Here is a 15198-nt window from a genome sequence, read left to right as displayed (position 1 = left end):
CCAGGGCTTCCCAAACGCGCTCAATGACGGGCATCGCCTCCTGGTAAGCTAATGGCCGATTACGTTTCGATTTCGCTGGTGTCAGCGCAGGAGGGTTCGTGAGAGCGCGGATAGCATGCTTCCGATGGCACCCCAGCACCTTCACGGCGTTGTCAAGGATTGCAGATTTCTCATTTCGCGATTTCGCTCTCATGTATTGATCAGCCAAGGTACGGATTACTTCACGTCGTGTTTTCATGCTCAGTTTCAAAACACATCCCTTCGGTAACATTTCGATGTGAGTGAACCGATGCCTCTTTAGTAACATTTTAACTGAGTGATCGCGGATCCTTGCGTGCCGACTTTGGATTTGATATACTATTACGGTGCGAGTTTACTCTCGCTCCTTGCTCCCAAACGGGACACGTATTGGGGGCCATAGTCCAAGAGGAGGTGAATCAGAATGCGCAAATACGAAGTGATGTACATTATTCGTCCTGACGTTGAACAAGAAGCTGTTCAAGCTACAGTCGAAAAATTCCAAGGCATCATCCAAAACGGCGGTGAAATTACCAAACATGAAGTTTTGGGCAAACGCCGGCTTGCGTATGAGATTAACAAGGTTCGTGATGGAATTTACGTTCTCGTGAATTTCACCGCTGCTCCAGAAGTTGTTGCTGAGCTGGAACGGATCTTGAAGATTTCCGACGAGGTTATCCGTTATCTCATCACGAAAGACGTAGCCTAATTCAAGTTTGAGTAACCATTGCCCGAAGGAGGGGATTTGATTGTTGAACCGTGTCATTCTCATCGGACGTCTTACCCGGGATCCGGAGCTGCGATATACGCCAGCTGGCGTAGCGGTAACTCAGTTTACTCTTGCTGTGGACAGACCGTTCACCTCGCAAGGGGGCGAACGTGAGGCGGATTTCATCCCGGTTGTTACCTGGAGACAGCTTGCCGAGACTTGCGCGAATTATTTGCGTAAAGGGCGGTTAACGGCTGTTGAAGGACGTATTCAAGTACGGAACTACGAAAATAACGAAGGTAAACGTGTATACGTAACCGAAGTTATTGCCGATAATGTCCGTTTCTTGGAATCGAACCGCGAGGGCGGTGCAGGTGGCGGCGGTACGCGGGAAGAGTCTCCATTTGGAGGCGGCAGCGGCGGCAACAGCCGTGGCGGCGGATTCTCGCGCAGCAATCAGAACGATCCTTTCTCCGACGACGGGAAACCGATCGATATATCGGATGACGATTTGCCATTTTAACAACGGAAAGGACTGAAAAGCATGAGCTTCAAGCAAAGAGAAGGCGGAGACGACAAAAGACCGGCTCGCCGCGGCGGCCGCAACAAACGTCGTAAAGTGTGCTACTTCACTGTGAATAAAATTACTCACATTGACTATAAAGATACGGAGCTGTTGAAGAAATTCATCAGCGAGCGCGGCAAAATTTTGCCTCGTCGTGTAACTGGCACTAGCGCGAAATACCAACGCCTTTTGACGATCGCGATCAAACGCTCCCGTCAAATCGCATTGCTTCCATACACAACGGAATAAGCGTGATCAGTTAGAACAACAACCGAACCTCAGGGTTCGGTTGTTTTTTGTTTCTATACAAAAAGGACTTAAGTCATAGAGCTTCGCTTACGACAAATCCAAGTAAACCTATTTAAAATAAAGTCGATTTATGACGAGAAAGATAGAACGAACTCGAAAAATGTTAACATCAATAGTACAGGACAAGTAAGAAAAATTAACGTTCAACTTTTTGTAAACGCTTTATATTAATTATTTCTATAAAATACTAGTAAATCAGGGTTAATTAGGGGCCAACAAACGTTTAAAAAAATTATTGACGTAAGATATTTTCACATGTATTATGATCAATAATTGAACTGGTGCATATCCCTGATAGGGACCGGCTTAAGATGCTTATTAACCGATGGTTTATATCAAACCTATGTCACACTTTGTTACAAACGGCTGACGTTGTGTCTCTGTTTTTAGGGTATAAGTCATGGGGAGATAGAGCCATAGGGGCGTAAGTGAGTTGTTTTGTCCAGGATTACGCACTGTGAGAAGCAACTAGAGAGTGATGAAGGGGGAGGTCGAAAGGAACATCCTGGCAAGAGGAAAGGCATGACGAACTGCACGTTCTCAACAATTAAACAAGGAGGAGTCAACTCACATGGTGGCAAAGAAGAGAAGATTATGGTCCATCTTACTTATTTTATCTCTCGTAGGTATTTTGTTTGCAGGTTGCAGTACCAATAACACAGCTTCCAATTCGCCGACTCCGACAGAGAACAACACAACTCCAGAAAACACAACGGAACCGGAAACAGAACCATCGGCAGATGAGCCGGTAGACGGAGGTACAATTGTCCTTTCAACTTTTTCGGATATTGTTACTTTAAATCCTATCTTTATTGGTGATACTTCTTCCGGAGATGTGGAGCAGTTCCTTTTCTCCAAACTGTACGATCTAGACCGTGAAGGAAATGTAGTTGTCGAGCCTTGGTCTTTGGCAGCCGAGCCTCCACAAATTTCTGAGGACGGTTTAACTTATACCGTGAAGCTGAAAGATACCGCAAAATGGAGTGACGGGCAGCCGGTAACGGCCGACGACATCGTATTTACATTTGATACGATTCGTAACCCAGAAACGGGTTCCCCAGCGATCAGCTCCTTCGATAAGGTAGAGAGCGTTACAAAAGTGGATGATTTGACCGTCAACATTAAGTTGCAATCCGTTTACGCTCCGTTCTTATATACGCTGGTTACCGATTTGGTCCCTTACCATGTGTTGAAGGATGTTCCTGTGAAGGAACTTCAACAACATCCATATGGTACAGATCCATCGAAAACCGTAACGAACGGGCCATGGAAGTGGACAGAATGGAAACAAGGCGAAAGCCACACGTTGGATCTCGATCCAAACTACTGGGGTACGCAGAAGCCGCATATTCATCAAGTCATCTATAAAATTTATGCCGACCAAAACACCCAAGTTCAAGCCTTGTTGAAAGGTGATGCAGACCATATCAGCGCCATTCCGGTGACGCAGGTTGAAGCTGTTAAATCGAATAAGGATATTAACGTCATCCAAAAACCGGGTCCGACTTACGAATACGTCGGGTTTAACTTCGATCCGAAGAACTTCCCGGACAACTACGGTTTGTTCCAAAGTCAAAAGACAAGACAGGCGATTGCATACGCAATTAACCGTCAAGGGATGGTTGATAATGTCTTGAAAGGTGTCGGTGCGCTGATGAACGCTCCGTTCCTGCCGGACACTTGGGCGGATCCGAAGGATGCTGCTGTCAACTATAACTATGATACGGAGAAAGCAAAACAATTGCTGGCAGAAGACGGTTGGGTTCCTGGCAAAGACGAGATCCTTGAGAAAGACGGTCACCGCTTCTCCTTCGAACTGCAATATAACGCCGGTAACAGCCGCCGTGAACAAGTGGCTGCGATTATCCAGCAAAACTTAGCAGATGTTGGTATCGAAGTTACGCCTAAAGGCATCGACTTTGCCGCATGGATCGATCAGAACGTCAACCCAGGTAAGTATCAAGCCATTTTGTTGGCATGGTCTCTGAACAACCCGGATCCGGATGCAGAAAGCATTTATTCCTCGAAATACTTCCCGCCGGCAGGTCAAAACACCGGCTGGTATAAGAACGAAAAGCTCGACCAATTGTGGGTAGACGGATACTCCACAGTTGATCAAACGGAACGTCAAGCGATCTATAAGGAACTGGCGAAGGAAATCTCTACAGACTTGCCATATGTCTTCCTTTATCAATATGGTAACGCCATCGGTACGGGTCCAAGAGTTCATTGGAAAGAAGAAGACCGTCCAGAACCATCGTTGGGCTACGGATACTACTTCCATCTGATCAACTGGTGGGTAACGGAATAAGAAGAAGAGCGGATACAGGAAATAGAACCGCAGGAGGGGGAAAGGGAGTATTCTCTTTCTCCTTCTCCCTTTCAAGCTCTATTTTTATCCTGTGGTTCTATACCTAACTATGTTTAGGAGGATAAAAGATGACAGAATATCTGATCCGTCGCTTGCTGCAATCGGTCTTGGTCATTTTCTTGATCACCGTCGTGACGTTTTTGCTGATCCATGCCGCTCCAGGGGGACCAACGCAAGTCTTCCTTGCTCCGGGTTTATCGCCGGAAGCATTCGAGCAGCAGAAGCAAAACCTCGGTCTGGATAAACCCTTACCCGTTCAATATCTCCGGTGGGTTGGGGACTTGCTGCAAGGTGACTTAGGATATACGTTCAAAAACCATTTGCCAGTTGGGGATTTATTGTGGCCTCGTATCGGGAATACGTTCGTTTTAATGGGCTCCGCTTGGTTGTTAACCTTGATTATTGCGCTCCCTTGGGGCATTTATAACAGTACAAAAGAATATGGATTATCTGATCAAACGGCATCCTTTATTTCTTATATCGGATTTGCGATGCCAACCTTCTGGTTCGGTATACTTTTGCAACAGTGGTTCTCACTAGGCCTCGATTGGCTTCCCCTATCGGACATGCACTCCAGGGGGAAGGAAGACAGCCTGCTTGACCTATTACTGCATCTAGTGCTTCCCATCACGGTATTATCGTTAGGATTCCTTGCTTCTTATATTAAGTATGCCCGTGCAAGTATGTTGGAGGTCCTTGAAATGGACTACATCCGCACGGCTCGGGCAAAGGGTGTTAAGGAAAGAAAGGTTGTGTTCCGACACGCCTTACGGAATGCGCTTATTCCGATCATCACCATTTTAGGACTGGATTTACCGCTGCTTGTCGGCGGCGCTGCCCTCACGGAAAACGTGTTTAACTGGCCGGGGATGGGGCGCCTCTATGTCGAGATGGCTACGGCACGGGAGTATTCTGTTCTGATGGCGATTACGATCGTTACTTCGGTTATGGTTATCCTTGGTAGCTTACTCGCGGATATTTTATATGCCATTGTAGATCCACGGGTTAAATTGGGTGGAAAGGGGACGAAAGCTGCATGAGTGATCTCAAGGTAACGATATCGCCGGGAACATCTCCCGACGTGCCAACTCCTGAACCAAGTCATGCATCGGATCCCCAGAATGCGGTAGCTGCACTTCCAGCCAAGAAGCCGCTGGGTCCTTGGGGCCTATTATGGAGAAAATTCTCGCATAATCCCTATGCAATGACAGGGTTAGTCGTGTTACTGATTTTTATTCTGGCTGCGATTTTTGCCCCTTGGCTTACCAAGTATGATCCGGCCAAGATCGATCTGATGTTCCCGAATCTCCCAGCAGGGACCGATGGGCACCTGTTAGGCACGGATGAATTAGGACGTGACGTGTTCACAAGACTGCTGTATAGTGCAAGAATTTCCTTATTAATTGGTTTTTCCGTCGCCGTAGCTTCGGTCATCATCGGTTCGATTATCGGTGCGTTATCCGGTTATTTCGGCGGATGGGTCGATACGGTCTTCATGCGGATCGTCGATGTGATGAACTCGGTACCTACGTTGTTCCTTAACATTTTGGTACTGGCGATTTTTGGGTCGGATATGAAATATATGATTATGATTTTGGCCTTTACCAGCTGGATGAGTATTGCACGGTTGGTGCGCGGGAATTTCCTTCAATTGCGGGAAATGCAATACGTTGAAGCTGCGCGTGCCATCGGGGTATCGAATACAGGCATTATTTTCCGTCATTTATTACGGAACTCTACGTTTCCGATTATCGTTAACGCAACCTTGATGGTTGGTTCGGCGATTTTGAGCGAATCGGCTTTGTCTTACCTTGGTTTAGGCATCCAACCACCGGCAACAAGCTGGGGATTGATGTTAAGTAATGCGCAAGAATTTATGCTCGTTGATAAAATGCAGGCAGTTTATCCCGGCTTATGCATCTTGATCGTCGTTCTGGCGGTGAACTTCATCGGGGACGGCATCCGCGATGCGCTGGATCCAAGACAGAATCTGAATAAATCCCGGAGGAGGCTGGCAAAATGGCGGAGAAACTTCTCGAAATCCGGAAACTGACGGCGGGCTTCTTAACGGAAAATGGGGTTGTGAAAGCGACCGACCGGATCTCGTTATCCATAGAAAAGGGACAGACGGTTTGCTTAGTTGGTGAATCGGGGAGCGGAAAGAGCGTGACCTCACTCGCCATCATGCGGCTGATTGATTATGCCGGCGGAGTGATCATGGATGGCAGCATTAAGTTTCGCGGTCAGGATTTAGCCACCAAGAAACAGGAAGAGATGCGGCAGATCCGCGGCAACCAAATTGCGATGATCTTTCAGGATCCCATGTCGGCGTTAAACCCGGTATTTACGGTAGGGGAACAGATTGCCGAAAGCTTGCGGTTGCATCAGAATAAGGATGCGGATGAGGCTTGGAATATGGCTGTTAACCTGTTGAAGCTCGTAGGCATCCCTGCGCCGGAAATTCGCGCCAAGCAATATCCCCATGAATTGTCGGGCGGCATGTGCCAACGGGTCGTCATTGCCATTGCCTTAGCCTGCAACCCAGAGCTGTTGATTGCTGACGAACCTACGACCGCGCTGGACGTGACGGTACAGGCGCAAATCCTTGATTTGCTGCGGAAGCTGCAGGCCGAGCTCGGCATGTCCATTCTGCTGATTACCCATGATATGGGCGTAGCTGCGGAAATGGCAGATCGGGTCGCTGTTATGTATGCGGGGGCGATCGTTGAAGAAGGTCCAGTGGAAGATATCTTCAATCAACCCAGTCACCCATACACCACAGGGTTGCTCCAATCGATCCCTGGATTTGAAGGGGAACGGGGAGGAGAACTGTACACGATCCAGGGGACAATCCCGCCAATCGGTCAATTGCCTTCCGGCTGCCGGTTCCACCCCCGCTGCCCGCATGCGAAGGAGGTTTGTCGGCAGAAGGAACCACCGGAGTTTATGATCGGAGCAGATCATCGCGCTTCCTGCTGGCTCTATGAGGATAAGCCGGTAAGCAAAAGCGATGACCACAGCAGCAGAGATGAGGTGAAACCCGCATGACGACAGAAACGGCGAATGTAGAAGTAAAGCGACCGAGCGGTTTGAAGTCCGATGAGATTCTGGTAGATATCCGCGGGATTAAGAAGTATTTCCCGATTCATAAAGGCTTGCTCAGCCGGGTCGTTGGTCAAGTGAAAGCGGTAGATGACGTATCCTTAGCGATTCGAAAAGGGGAGACCTTCGGGCTCGTCGGAGAATCCGGCTGCGGCAAGTCAACGCTGGGACGTGTCATTCTTCGCTTGCAAGGAGCCACGGAAGGAGAAGTCATCTACCAGGGGCGGGACATTCATTCTTTACGGGGGCAAGAGCTGCGGAAGCTTCGGGAAGAGATGCAGATTATTTTCCAGGATCCGTTCGGTTCCCTAAATCCTCGTTTTCTAGTAAAAGACATCATCGGCGAACCTTTACGCGTTCATCGCAACCTATCTTCCAAGGAAATAGATGCTAGAGTCGTGGAGCTCATGGAATTGGTAGGGCTGGATGCCAGCCGGCGCAATCGCTATCCGCACGAATTTTCCGGCGGTCAGCGGCAACGGATTGGTATTGCCCGGGCAATAGCTCTGAATCCGAAGTTTATCGTCGCGGATGAGGCGGTATCGGCGCTGGACGTGTCCGTGCAATCACAGGTCATTAACCTGTTGATGAAGCTGCAACGTGAGCTCGGATTGACGTTCCTCTTCATTGCCCATGGCCTTAACGTCGTTCGGCATATCTCCGATCGGGTCGGCGTCATGTATTTGGGTAAGCTGGTAGAGGTCGGAGAAACGGAGACGTTATTCAATTCTCCGCTGCATCCATATACAGCCGCTTTATTGTCGGCCATTCCAAAGCCGACGCCAGGTCGGAAGCGGGAACGGATCGTGCTACAGGGGGATGTTCCTTCTCCCGCAAATCCGCCTTCCGGATGCCGCTTCCACACCCGCTGTCCGTTTGCCCAGGAGCAATGCGCCAAGGTGGAACCGCCATTGATTGAGGCAGCTCCCGGACGCCAAGTGGCCTGCCACTTCCCGTTGCAACCGGAGACCGTGTTGGCTTAAACAGACGCCTTCTCGCAAAAAAACAGGCTGGTTCATGACGGTAGAGGTCCGATCTCCGGTAGGAGCGGGCCTCCCTTCTTTTTTCGTCCAAGCTTCATTGGTTAGTAGACCAGCATCTACATATCCCGCATTGTTGTACCCGATTTCCTCGATGTGTTATAGTACAAAGCGGTAGAGTTGTTTTGAAAAATGATAGATAAGTTAAGCAAGGATGAGTAAAAACGTAGTGATATGGCAGATAGAGAAGGAAATCAACCAGAATGGCGATGGAGGCGTAAAAAACCATGATCGAACGTCGTAGCAGAAAGAAGATGAAATCGAAGAATAAACGCAAGAAAATCGCGTGGATTGTACTCATAGTTCTGTTGGTGGCGGGGGCCGGGGGATATTTGTTCCGCAAGCCGCTTGCCGTGATGGCCTTTGACTTGTTCCTGTCAGGCAAAGTTGAGCAGACGTTGGAACGCTCGTATTCGCCAATTGAAGGGGAAGAGCCCCGTCCGGTGGAGCCGGTGGAAGAGAAGATGAAGCCATTCAGCACTCTGCTGTTAGGTGTGGATCAACGGAATAACGAGCCAGCTCGCTCCGATACGATGATCTATGCGGTGGTGCGTCCGGAGGATGCCAAGGTGTTGCTGATCTCCATCCCGCGCGACACGTATACCGAGATCGTCGGCAAGGGTAAGGAAGATAAGATTAATCATGCGTATGCGTTTGGCGGGGAGAAGATGGCCAAGGATACGGTGGAGAACTTCATCGGCTATCCGGTGGATTACTATGCAGCCGTGAACTTCCAAGGGGTGCGTGACATCGTGGACGCGCTGGGCGGTGTAGAGCTGCCGATTACGAAGGATATTGTCAATAAACAAGCGGATCATGAGAAGTTTACGATTAAGGCAAATAAACCGTTGTACGACGGTACGGAGGCGCTCAACTTCGTCCGTTATCGGGAAGACAGTGATTTTAACCGGACAAAACGACATCAGGTGTTCCTGAACGCCATGGTGAACCGGATGTTAAAGCTGAACCAAGTGACAAAAATCCCTGAATTAATCAACCTGATGGGGGATAATTTTAAGACCGACTTGCCGCCAAGCCAAATCATCGAATTGTCCAAGAAGGTCTTGTTGGGAGATACTTCTCCGCAAATTAGCGGCTTTACGATTTTAGGCAAAGGCATTCGGATCAATGGGGTTTATTATGATAAAGCGAATGAAGAGGATGTTGATTTCGCCAAAGAGATGATCGACAATTGGCTGAACCCGGATACGGAGGCGTTTGAATTGATCCTTCCGGAATCCCGTGATGCAGAGAAGACAGATGCGGGGCAAAACGGCGCGCAGGGAACGGCGGCAAATACGAGCAAGAATGAGTGATCGTGGGGCATCATACCTTAGATTATAATGTGAATATACCCTGATTTCAGACAACGGCAGTCCGGAGTTCCGGCTGCCGCTTTCATGCCGCCGGTTCTGGAACAACTTCGGTTTCGAAACGTATCAAATAGGGGAGTCTGAATGAAAGGATGAGGAGGATTTCGTTCTCATGAATATAGCGTTTTTTCTGCTTCCGAAAAATGACGTGGTCACCATGACGTTGGAGTCCACGTTACGCCAGACGCTGGAGCGTATGGAGTATCACCGTTATACGGCCGTGCCGATCATCGATCACGATGGGGTGTATGTCGGTACGGTCACGGAAGGCGATTTATTATGGCACATGAAAAATTCGAGCGGCAAGATTACTTTTGAGACCGCTTCAAAATTTCTCCTGAAGGACGTGCCGCTGAAGATGGACATCAAGCCGGTACGAATCGATGCCGATATGGAGGATTTGATTAATCTGGCGAAGGTGCAGAACTTCGTGCCGGTTGTCGATGACCGGTGCCGGTTTATTGGGATCGTGCGGCGTAGTCAGATCATCGAATATTGCGAGAAGTTCGTGACCCGAAATACGGCACAAACCCAATAAATCCTAAAGGTTTGCGTCTTTTGTCGCGTTTGCTATATGCTATAATGAAGAATAAAGCTTTTTTCGGGGAGGGTCGAAGCTGTCCGAGATGCAAAGGGAAATGGATGTAGCCAAGCGTGCCAAAGTGATTGAATGGCTCAAAACGGAAGTAGTCGATCACGTATCCCGTTTGTTTAAGGCATTATGGGAAGGCAGCACGACACGGGTAACGGACAGTCTTGCCAGCCTTATCGTCAGCAGTTATATTTTGGGGCGGAGACTCGGTGTTTCCTATCGGGATATGGATGACAGTATCTTGGAGAAACTGAGAAAACATAAGCAGGAGGGTCACCAGCTCGAGGATTGGTATCAAGATATTTCTACCCTGGAAGAACATATGTCTAAGAGGTGAACCCATTTGAAGTTACGCTGGACATCGGTGGCCTGGAGCGCCGTATATTTGCTGCTTCTGTTGTCACTTGCAACTCCGCTGACCGTGATCACGATGTTTTTTCTGATCGTGCCGGGTATTTTGCTGTACACCACCTTGTCGACAAGAGCGTTTCTTGTGCACGTCGCGGTGGTCTGGCTGGCGGTTGCATTGATCTTCGGCCCGCTGATCTTGTTGCAGGCCGTCTATTTTATTGTTCCTTCGATCGTGATGGGCTATTTATATAAGAAAAGAAGCCCGGCGTTCCGCACGGTCATGGCGGGAGCCGGCACCATTTTGCTGGAGTTTTTGCTGGTACTGCTGATCAGCACCGTCTTCTTCAACTTTAATCTGGCGAATGCGATTGAGGACCTGGTGAATGCGGCGATGGCTCCGTTCACGAATGTCGCTGACAGCTCGTTGACTGGCACCATTGTCTGGTCGCCAGAGATGAGCCAGCAATTCTCCAGCTTGACGGTGCGGATGATTCCCTTTACGATGATCGTCTGCTCACTGCTCATGGCTGCAGTAGCCCATGCCATCTCCCGGCCTACGTTGTCCAGCTTGGGTCATGCGGTGCCGAAGATGCCGCCGATCCGTGATTGGCGGTTGCCGCGTTCGCTGATTTGGTACTATTTGATCGGCGTATTGCTGCAGTGGTTTGGCGGAGAAGCAGTAAGCCAAGGATTCTTGGGCACGATTGTGCTGAATCTGATGCCGCTGCTGCAATTTCTCTTCATGGTGCAAACGGCAAGCTTCTTCTTCTTTGCCGCCTACCATCGCAAGTGGAATCCGGTGATTCCGATTCTGCTCATTGTAGCGCTGTTGTTTATTCCGCCGCTTCGAATCGTGGGGATTTTGGACATTGCATTCCCGCTGCGGGATATGATTACGAGACCAAGACGATAGGGTGAGAAGGCATGCCAAATGTTTTGCAAAAACGTTGGTACGGTTACCAGACCGTATGGATGTTCATGCTCCAGTTGCTGCTCGTCATCTTCGTCTCCTTCTTTAATTGGATCCTGGGACTGGTTTGCTTATGTCTCGTGAGTGTGCTGACCTTCAGCATGCTGCGGGCGGAGCGGCAGTTCCGCCAAGAGCTGATTCGCTACGTGACCGATTTGAATTACCGGATCAAACGGGTGGAAGGCGAGGCTGTCAGTAAGCTTCCGTTTGGTTTGATCCTGTATAGCGAAGAACGGACAGTTGAGTGGCATAATCAGTTCGTGGCTGGCATGTACGACAAAGATTCCGTCGTGGGCCAACCGCTGTCCGAGCTGCTGCCGCAGCTCCCCTTGCCAAGTAAAGACAAGAAGGATGCGGCGGGCGCTCGGACCACGGCAGAAGTCATGGTCGGGGAGCGTTACTATGAGCTTACCGTCGATGCGAACGAGCGCATCATTTATCTCCATGATATGACGGAGCTGGCGGTACTGCGCAGACGGTACGAAGACGAACGGGCTGCGCTGGGGATCGTGCTGCTGGACAATCTGGATGAGGCCACCCAGGGCATGGACGACCAGCAGCGCACCGCCTTAATCGCTCGCGTGGCGACGGCGATTACGGAATGGGCCAAACAGTACCGCGTGTACTTGCGGCGACTGTCCTCTGAGCGATATCTGATGATTCTGAATCAGAAATCGCTGGACGAACTCGAGCAGAGCCGGTTCGTCATTCTGGACGAGGTCCGCGAAATGACCGCGGACCTGAAGGTGCCGATTACGCTCAGCATCGGCCTCGCTTTTGGCGCCGAGCGCTTCAGTGAGCTGGGCGAACTCGCCCAGTCCAGCTTGGATATGGCGCTCGGCCGCGGGGGCGACCAGGCCGCAGTCAAGGCCGGTCAGCGGCTCTCGTTCTATGGCGGCAAATCTGGCGCCATAGAGAAGCGGACGCGCGTTCGCGCCCGCGTTATCGCGCATGCCTTGCGCGATTTGATGCAGGAGAGCGACCGCGTCATCATCATGGGCCATCGCGTGCCGGACCTCGACGTGATCGGCGCCTCCATCGGCGTGCTGAAGGCTGCCGATATGTACAAGGTCGAGGCCCACATTGTACTGGATGGCCCGAACCCGGCGATCGAGCGCCTGATGGAGCGCATCGGCAAAGAAGAGACCTTGCTCCGGCGGTTTATTTCGCCGGAGCAAGCCATGCATTTGATGACCGAGCACACGCTGCTCGTACTTGTCGATACGCATAAGGCTTCCATGACGATGGAGCCTCGGCTTGTGGAAGAAGCAAGCCGCGTCGTCATCGTGGACCACCACCGCCGCGGCGAGGAATTTGTAACCGACGCGGTGCTCGTCTACCTGGAGCCTTATGCTTCCTCAGCCTGCGAGCTCGTCACCGAGCTGCTGCAGTACATTCACGAGAAGGTGGAGCTGAGCCCTCTGGAAGCGACGACGCTGCTCGCAGGCATCACCGTCGATACGAAGCATTTCGCGCTTCATACCGGCTCGCGGACGTTTGAGGCCGCAGCGTTCCTCCGCCGAAATGGAGCGGACACGGTGATGGTGCAGCGATTGTTGAAGGAAGATTTGCAGGAGTACATCGCCAAGGCCGATATCATCAAGCATGCCCGAATGATACACGGGCATATCGCTTTGGCGGTGACGGAGCCGAATCGCAAAATTCCACAGATGTTAATTGCTCAAGTCGCGGATACGCTGCTGAATATGACCGGCGTCCTGGCGTCTTTTGTGATCAGCGAGCGGCCAGACGGCTTAATTGGCATCAGCGCCCGGTCGCTGGGGAACATGAACGTGCAGGTGGTCATGGAGCGGCTGGGCGGCGGCGGACATTTAACGAATGCAGCTGTTCAATTGGAAGGCACCCAGGCGGAAGCAGAGAAGAAACTGCTCGCCGTGCTGGATGAAATAGAGAAGGAAGAGGGGTTGTTCGAATGAAAGTGATCTTCTTGCAAGATGTCAAAGGTCAAGGGAAAAAGGGAGAAATCAAAAACGTCTCCGAAGGGTATGCGCAAAACTTCCTGATTCCCCGGGGGTTGGTGCGTCCGGCCACCGAAGGGAATGTGAAGACGTTGGAGCAGCAAACAGCAGCGGAGCAGAAGCGGAAGCAGAAGGAGAAGGAAGAGGCCATCGAACTCGGCAAGAAGCTGGAGGAGATGACCGTGCAGCTGAAAGCGAAAGCCGGAGAAGGCGGCCGCTTGTTTGGTGCGATTACGAGCAAGCAGGTTGCCGAAGCGCTGGAGAAAGCCGGCGTGAAGCTGGATAAACGCAAAATTGAAATGCATGACCCGATCCGGACGCTAGGCGTAACACAAGTGCCGGTGAAGCTGCATCCCGAAGTGAAGTCGACGTTGAAGGTTCAAGTGACGGAGGAATAAGATGAGCGGCGATCTGTTTTTTGACCGGATCCCCCCGCAAAATCTAGAAGCAGAGCAGGCGGTACTTGGGGCAGTGCTGCTGCAATCGGAGGCACTTATTACCGCGATGGAGCGGGTGCGGACCGAGGATTTTTACGATAAGCCTCATCAATTAATCTTTGAAGCGATGGTTCAACTCGGCGAGGAAGGCAAGCCGATTGACCTTGTGACGTTAACTGCCAAGCTGAAGGACCGCGGTGAGCTGGAGGAGATCGGCGGCGTCAGTTATTTGGCCAAGCTGGCTCATGCCGTACCGACGGCAGCCAATGTGGATTATTACGCGCGGATCATCGAAGAGAAATCGATGCTGCGGCGCTTAATTCGCACGGCTACGCAAATCGTCAGCGACGGTTATGCCGGCGGCGAAGATGTGGCCGACATGCTGAGCGATGCCGAGCGACGCATTCTGGAGATCTCCAACCGCCGTTCGGGCAGCGGGTTTATCCCGATTCGCGATGTGCTGATGGAAGTGTTCGAGCGCGTTGAGACGCTGCATCAGAACCGCGGAACAACCACCGGGATTCCTTCCGGGTTCGTTGATTTGGACCGCATGACGGCGGGCTTCCAGCGCAGTGACTTGATTATCGTTGCGGCGCGCCCTTCCGTAGGTAAAACGGCGTTTGCCTTGAACATTGCCCAGAATGTCGCCGTACGAGCGAAAGAAACCGTGGCCATCTTCAGTCTGGAGATGTCCGCAGCTCAGTTGGTGCAGCGGATGATCTGCGCCGAAGCGAACCTCGATGCCAGCGTAATGCGGACCGGGGATTTCAAGAGCGATGACGATTGGGCGAAGCTGACGATGGGGATTGCGGCCTTGTCGGAAGCGGAGATTTATATTGACGATACCCCTGGCGTAACCGTGGCGGATATCCGGGCGAAATGCCGCCGGCTCAAGAAGGAACGCGGTCTGGGCATGATCGTGATCGACTACCTGCAGCTGATCCAAGGCCGGGGCAAACCCGGCGAGAATCGGCAGCAGGAGGTCTCGGAAATCTCCCGGACCCTCAAGCAAATTGGCCGGGAGCTGGAAGTGCCCGTGATCGCCTTGTCTCAGTTAAGCCGGGGCGTTGAGCAGCGGCAGGACAAGCGTCCGATGATGTCTGACCTTCGGGAATCGGGTTCCATCGAGCAGGACGCCGATATCGTAGCGTTCCTGTACCGGGACGATTATTACAACCAAGAGACAGAGAAGAAGAACATCATCGAAATCATCATTGCCAAACAGCGGAACGGCCCGGTAGGGACCGTTGAGTTGGTGTTCTTGAAGAACTTTAACAAGTTCGCCAATTATGAGCGAGCGCATGCGGATGCGTTTGCAGGTTAGGTGTAACCAAAGACAGGAATCCTCTTGATAGTAGGGCTGACGATCTTCGTCAGTCCTT

15 protein-coding genes and 1 pseudogene are annotated in these 15198 nt (G+C 51.0%); 15 read left to right on the top strand and 1 reads right to left on the bottom strand.

All coding sequences use genetic code 11. From position 1 onward, the window contains the following. Positions 1 to 238, bottom strand: a pseudogene (locus M891_RS25840) (DDE-type integrase/transposase/recombinase); the annotation flags it as partial. A 204-nt stretch (positions 239 to 442) separates the two neighbouring features. Between M891_RS25840 and rpsF the strand changes: the two are divergent. The 15 genes from rpsF (at position 443) to dnaB (ending at position 15140) form a co-directional block, all read left to right on the top strand. Beyond that, on the top strand, positions 443 to 727 hold the full coding sequence (gene rpsF, locus M891_RS0114135; protein ID WP_009223358.1) for a 30S ribosomal protein S6: 285 nt from the start codon (positions 443 to 445) through the stop codon (positions 725 to 727). A 40-nt stretch (positions 728 to 767) separates the two neighbouring features. After that, positions 768 to 1250 carry a single-stranded DNA-binding protein gene (gene ssb / locus M891_RS0114130; RefSeq protein ID WP_028539301.1) on the top strand — a complete coding sequence of 161 codons (483 nt, stop codon included), beginning with the start codon at positions 768 to 770 and terminating at the stop codon, positions 1248 to 1250. Between the two features lie 21 nt (positions 1251 to 1271). Continuing rightward, positions 1272 to 1541, top strand: a complete 270-nt coding sequence (gene rpsR, locus M891_RS0114125; protein WP_009223360.1) for a 30S ribosomal protein S18 — start codon at positions 1272 to 1274, stop codon at positions 1539 to 1541. Between the two features lie 631 nt (positions 1542 to 2172). Next, a complete protein-coding gene (locus M891_RS0114120) occupies positions 2173 to 3912 on the top strand; it encodes a peptide-binding protein (protein WP_036700534.1) in 1740 nt (579 codons plus the stop codon). Positions 3913 to 4040: 128 nt separating this feature from the next. Continuing rightward, a complete protein-coding gene (locus M891_RS0114115) occupies positions 4041 to 5012 on the top strand; it encodes an ABC transporter permease (protein WP_028539299.1) in 972 nt (323 codons plus the stop codon). After that, positions 5009 to 6025, top strand: a complete 1017-nt coding sequence (locus M891_RS0114110; RefSeq protein ID WP_016314564.1) for an ABC transporter permease — start codon at positions 5009 to 5011, stop codon at positions 6023 to 6025. The genes M891_RS0114115 and M891_RS0114110 overlap by 4 nt, the downstream gene beginning before the upstream one ends. Then, positions 5992 to 7020, top strand: a complete 1029-nt coding sequence (locus M891_RS0114105; protein ID WP_016314563.1) for an ABC transporter ATP-binding protein — start codon at positions 5992 to 5994, stop codon at positions 7018 to 7020. The genes M891_RS0114110 and M891_RS0114105 overlap by 34 nt, the downstream gene beginning before the upstream one ends. Continuing rightward, positions 7017 to 8057, top strand: coding sequence for an ABC transporter ATP-binding protein (locus tag M891_RS0114100; protein ID WP_028539297.1), 1041 nt, complete (start codon positions 7017 to 7019; stop codon positions 8055 to 8057). The genes M891_RS0114105 and M891_RS0114100 overlap by 4 nt, the downstream gene beginning before the upstream one ends. A 284-nt stretch (positions 8058 to 8341) precedes the next feature. After that, complete coding sequence (locus M891_RS0114095) at positions 8342 to 9430, top strand: LCP family protein (RefSeq protein WP_028539296.1); 1089 nt, start codon at positions 8342 to 8344, stop codon at positions 9428 to 9430. 169 nt (positions 9431 to 9599) lie between these two features. Continuing rightward, a complete protein-coding gene (locus M891_RS0114090; RefSeq protein ID WP_016314560.1) occupies positions 9600 to 10025 on the top strand; it encodes a CBS domain-containing protein in 426 nt (141 codons plus the stop codon). 88 nt (positions 10026 to 10113) lie between these two features. Beyond that, positions 10114 to 10416, top strand: a complete 303-nt coding sequence (locus tag M891_RS0114085; RefSeq protein ID WP_028539295.1) for a MazG-like family protein — start codon at positions 10114 to 10116, stop codon at positions 10414 to 10416. Between the two features lie 6 nt (positions 10417 to 10422). After that, positions 10423 to 11343, top strand: coding sequence for a DUF2232 domain-containing protein (locus tag M891_RS0114080; protein WP_016314558.1), 921 nt, complete (start codon positions 10423 to 10425; stop codon positions 11341 to 11343). An 11-nt stretch (positions 11344 to 11354) separates the two neighbouring features. Further along, positions 11355 to 13337: a DHH family phosphoesterase gene (locus M891_RS0114075; protein ID WP_028539294.1), complete on the top strand. Its 1983-nt coding sequence runs from the start codon at positions 11355 to 11357 to the stop codon at positions 13335 to 13337. Further along, the gene (gene rplI, locus M891_RS0114070; RefSeq protein WP_009223371.1) at positions 13334 to 13777 is read left to right on the top strand and encodes a 50S ribosomal protein L9; all 444 of its coding nucleotides are present in this window, start codon (positions 13334 to 13336) and stop codon (positions 13775 to 13777) included. Before M891_RS0114075 ends, rplI begins: the two co-directional genes overlap by 4 nt. A 1-nt stretch (position 13778) precedes the next feature. Beyond that, on the top strand, positions 13779 to 15140 hold the full coding sequence (gene dnaB, locus M891_RS0114065; protein ID WP_009223372.1) for a replicative DNA helicase: 1362 nt from the start codon (positions 13779 to 13781) through the stop codon (positions 15138 to 15140). The last annotated feature ends 58 nt before the right edge of the window (positions 15141 to 15198 follow it).

The sequence above is a fragment of the Paenibacillus sp. J14 genome (assembly GCF_000518465.1).
GTDB lineage: Bacteria > Bacillota > Bacilli > Paenibacillales > Paenibacillaceae > Fontibacillus > Fontibacillus barengoltzii.
The sequence above is the reverse complement of the archived record's forward strand: the minus strand, read 5'-3'. Positions and strand labels throughout refer to the sequence as shown.

What these genes read in the sequence shown, in the direction of transcription:
- rpsF (WP_009223358.1), top strand. Translation starts at nt 443, where the DNA reads ATGCGCAAATACGAAGTGATGTACATTATTCGTCCTGACGTTGAACAA.
- rpsR (WP_009223360.1), top strand. Translation starts at nt 1,272, where the DNA reads ATGAGCTTCAAGCAAAGAGAAGGCGGAGACGACAAAAGACCGGCTCGC.
- M891_RS0114120 (WP_036700534.1), top strand. Translation starts at nt 2,173, where the DNA reads ATGGTGGCAAAGAAGAGAAGATTATGGTCCATCTTACTTATTTTATCT.
- M891_RS0114115 (WP_028539299.1), top strand. Translation starts at nt 4,041, where the DNA reads ATGACAGAATATCTGATCCGTCGCTTGCTGCAATCGGTCTTGGTCATT.
- M891_RS0114110 (WP_016314564.1), top strand. Translation starts at nt 5,009, where the DNA reads ATGAGTGATCTCAAGGTAACGATATCGCCGGGAACATCTCCCGACGTG.
- M891_RS0114105 (WP_016314563.1), top strand. Translation starts at nt 5,992, where the DNA reads ATGGCGGAGAAACTTCTCGAAATCCGGAAACTGACGGCGGGCTTCTTA.
- M891_RS0114100 (WP_028539297.1), top strand. Translation starts at nt 7,017, where the DNA reads ATGACGACAGAAACGGCGAATGTAGAAGTAAAGCGACCGAGCGGTTTG.
- M891_RS0114095 (WP_028539296.1), top strand. Translation starts at nt 8,342, where the DNA reads ATGATCGAACGTCGTAGCAGAAAGAAGATGAAATCGAAGAATAAACGC.
- M891_RS0114090 (WP_016314560.1), top strand. Translation starts at nt 9,600, where the DNA reads ATGAATATAGCGTTTTTTCTGCTTCCGAAAAATGACGTGGTCACCATG.
- M891_RS0114085 (WP_028539295.1), top strand. Translation starts at nt 10,114, where the DNA reads ATGCAAAGGGAAATGGATGTAGCCAAGCGTGCCAAAGTGATTGAATGG.
- M891_RS0114075 (WP_028539294.1), top strand. Translation starts at nt 11,355, where the DNA reads ATGCCAAATGTTTTGCAAAAACGTTGGTACGGTTACCAGACCGTATGG.
- rplI (WP_009223371.1), top strand. Translation starts at nt 13,334, where the DNA reads ATGAAAGTGATCTTCTTGCAAGATGTCAAAGGTCAAGGGAAAAAGGGA.
- dnaB (WP_009223372.1), top strand. Translation starts at nt 13,779, where the DNA reads ATGAGCGGCGATCTGTTTTTTGACCGGATCCCCCCGCAAAATCTAGAA.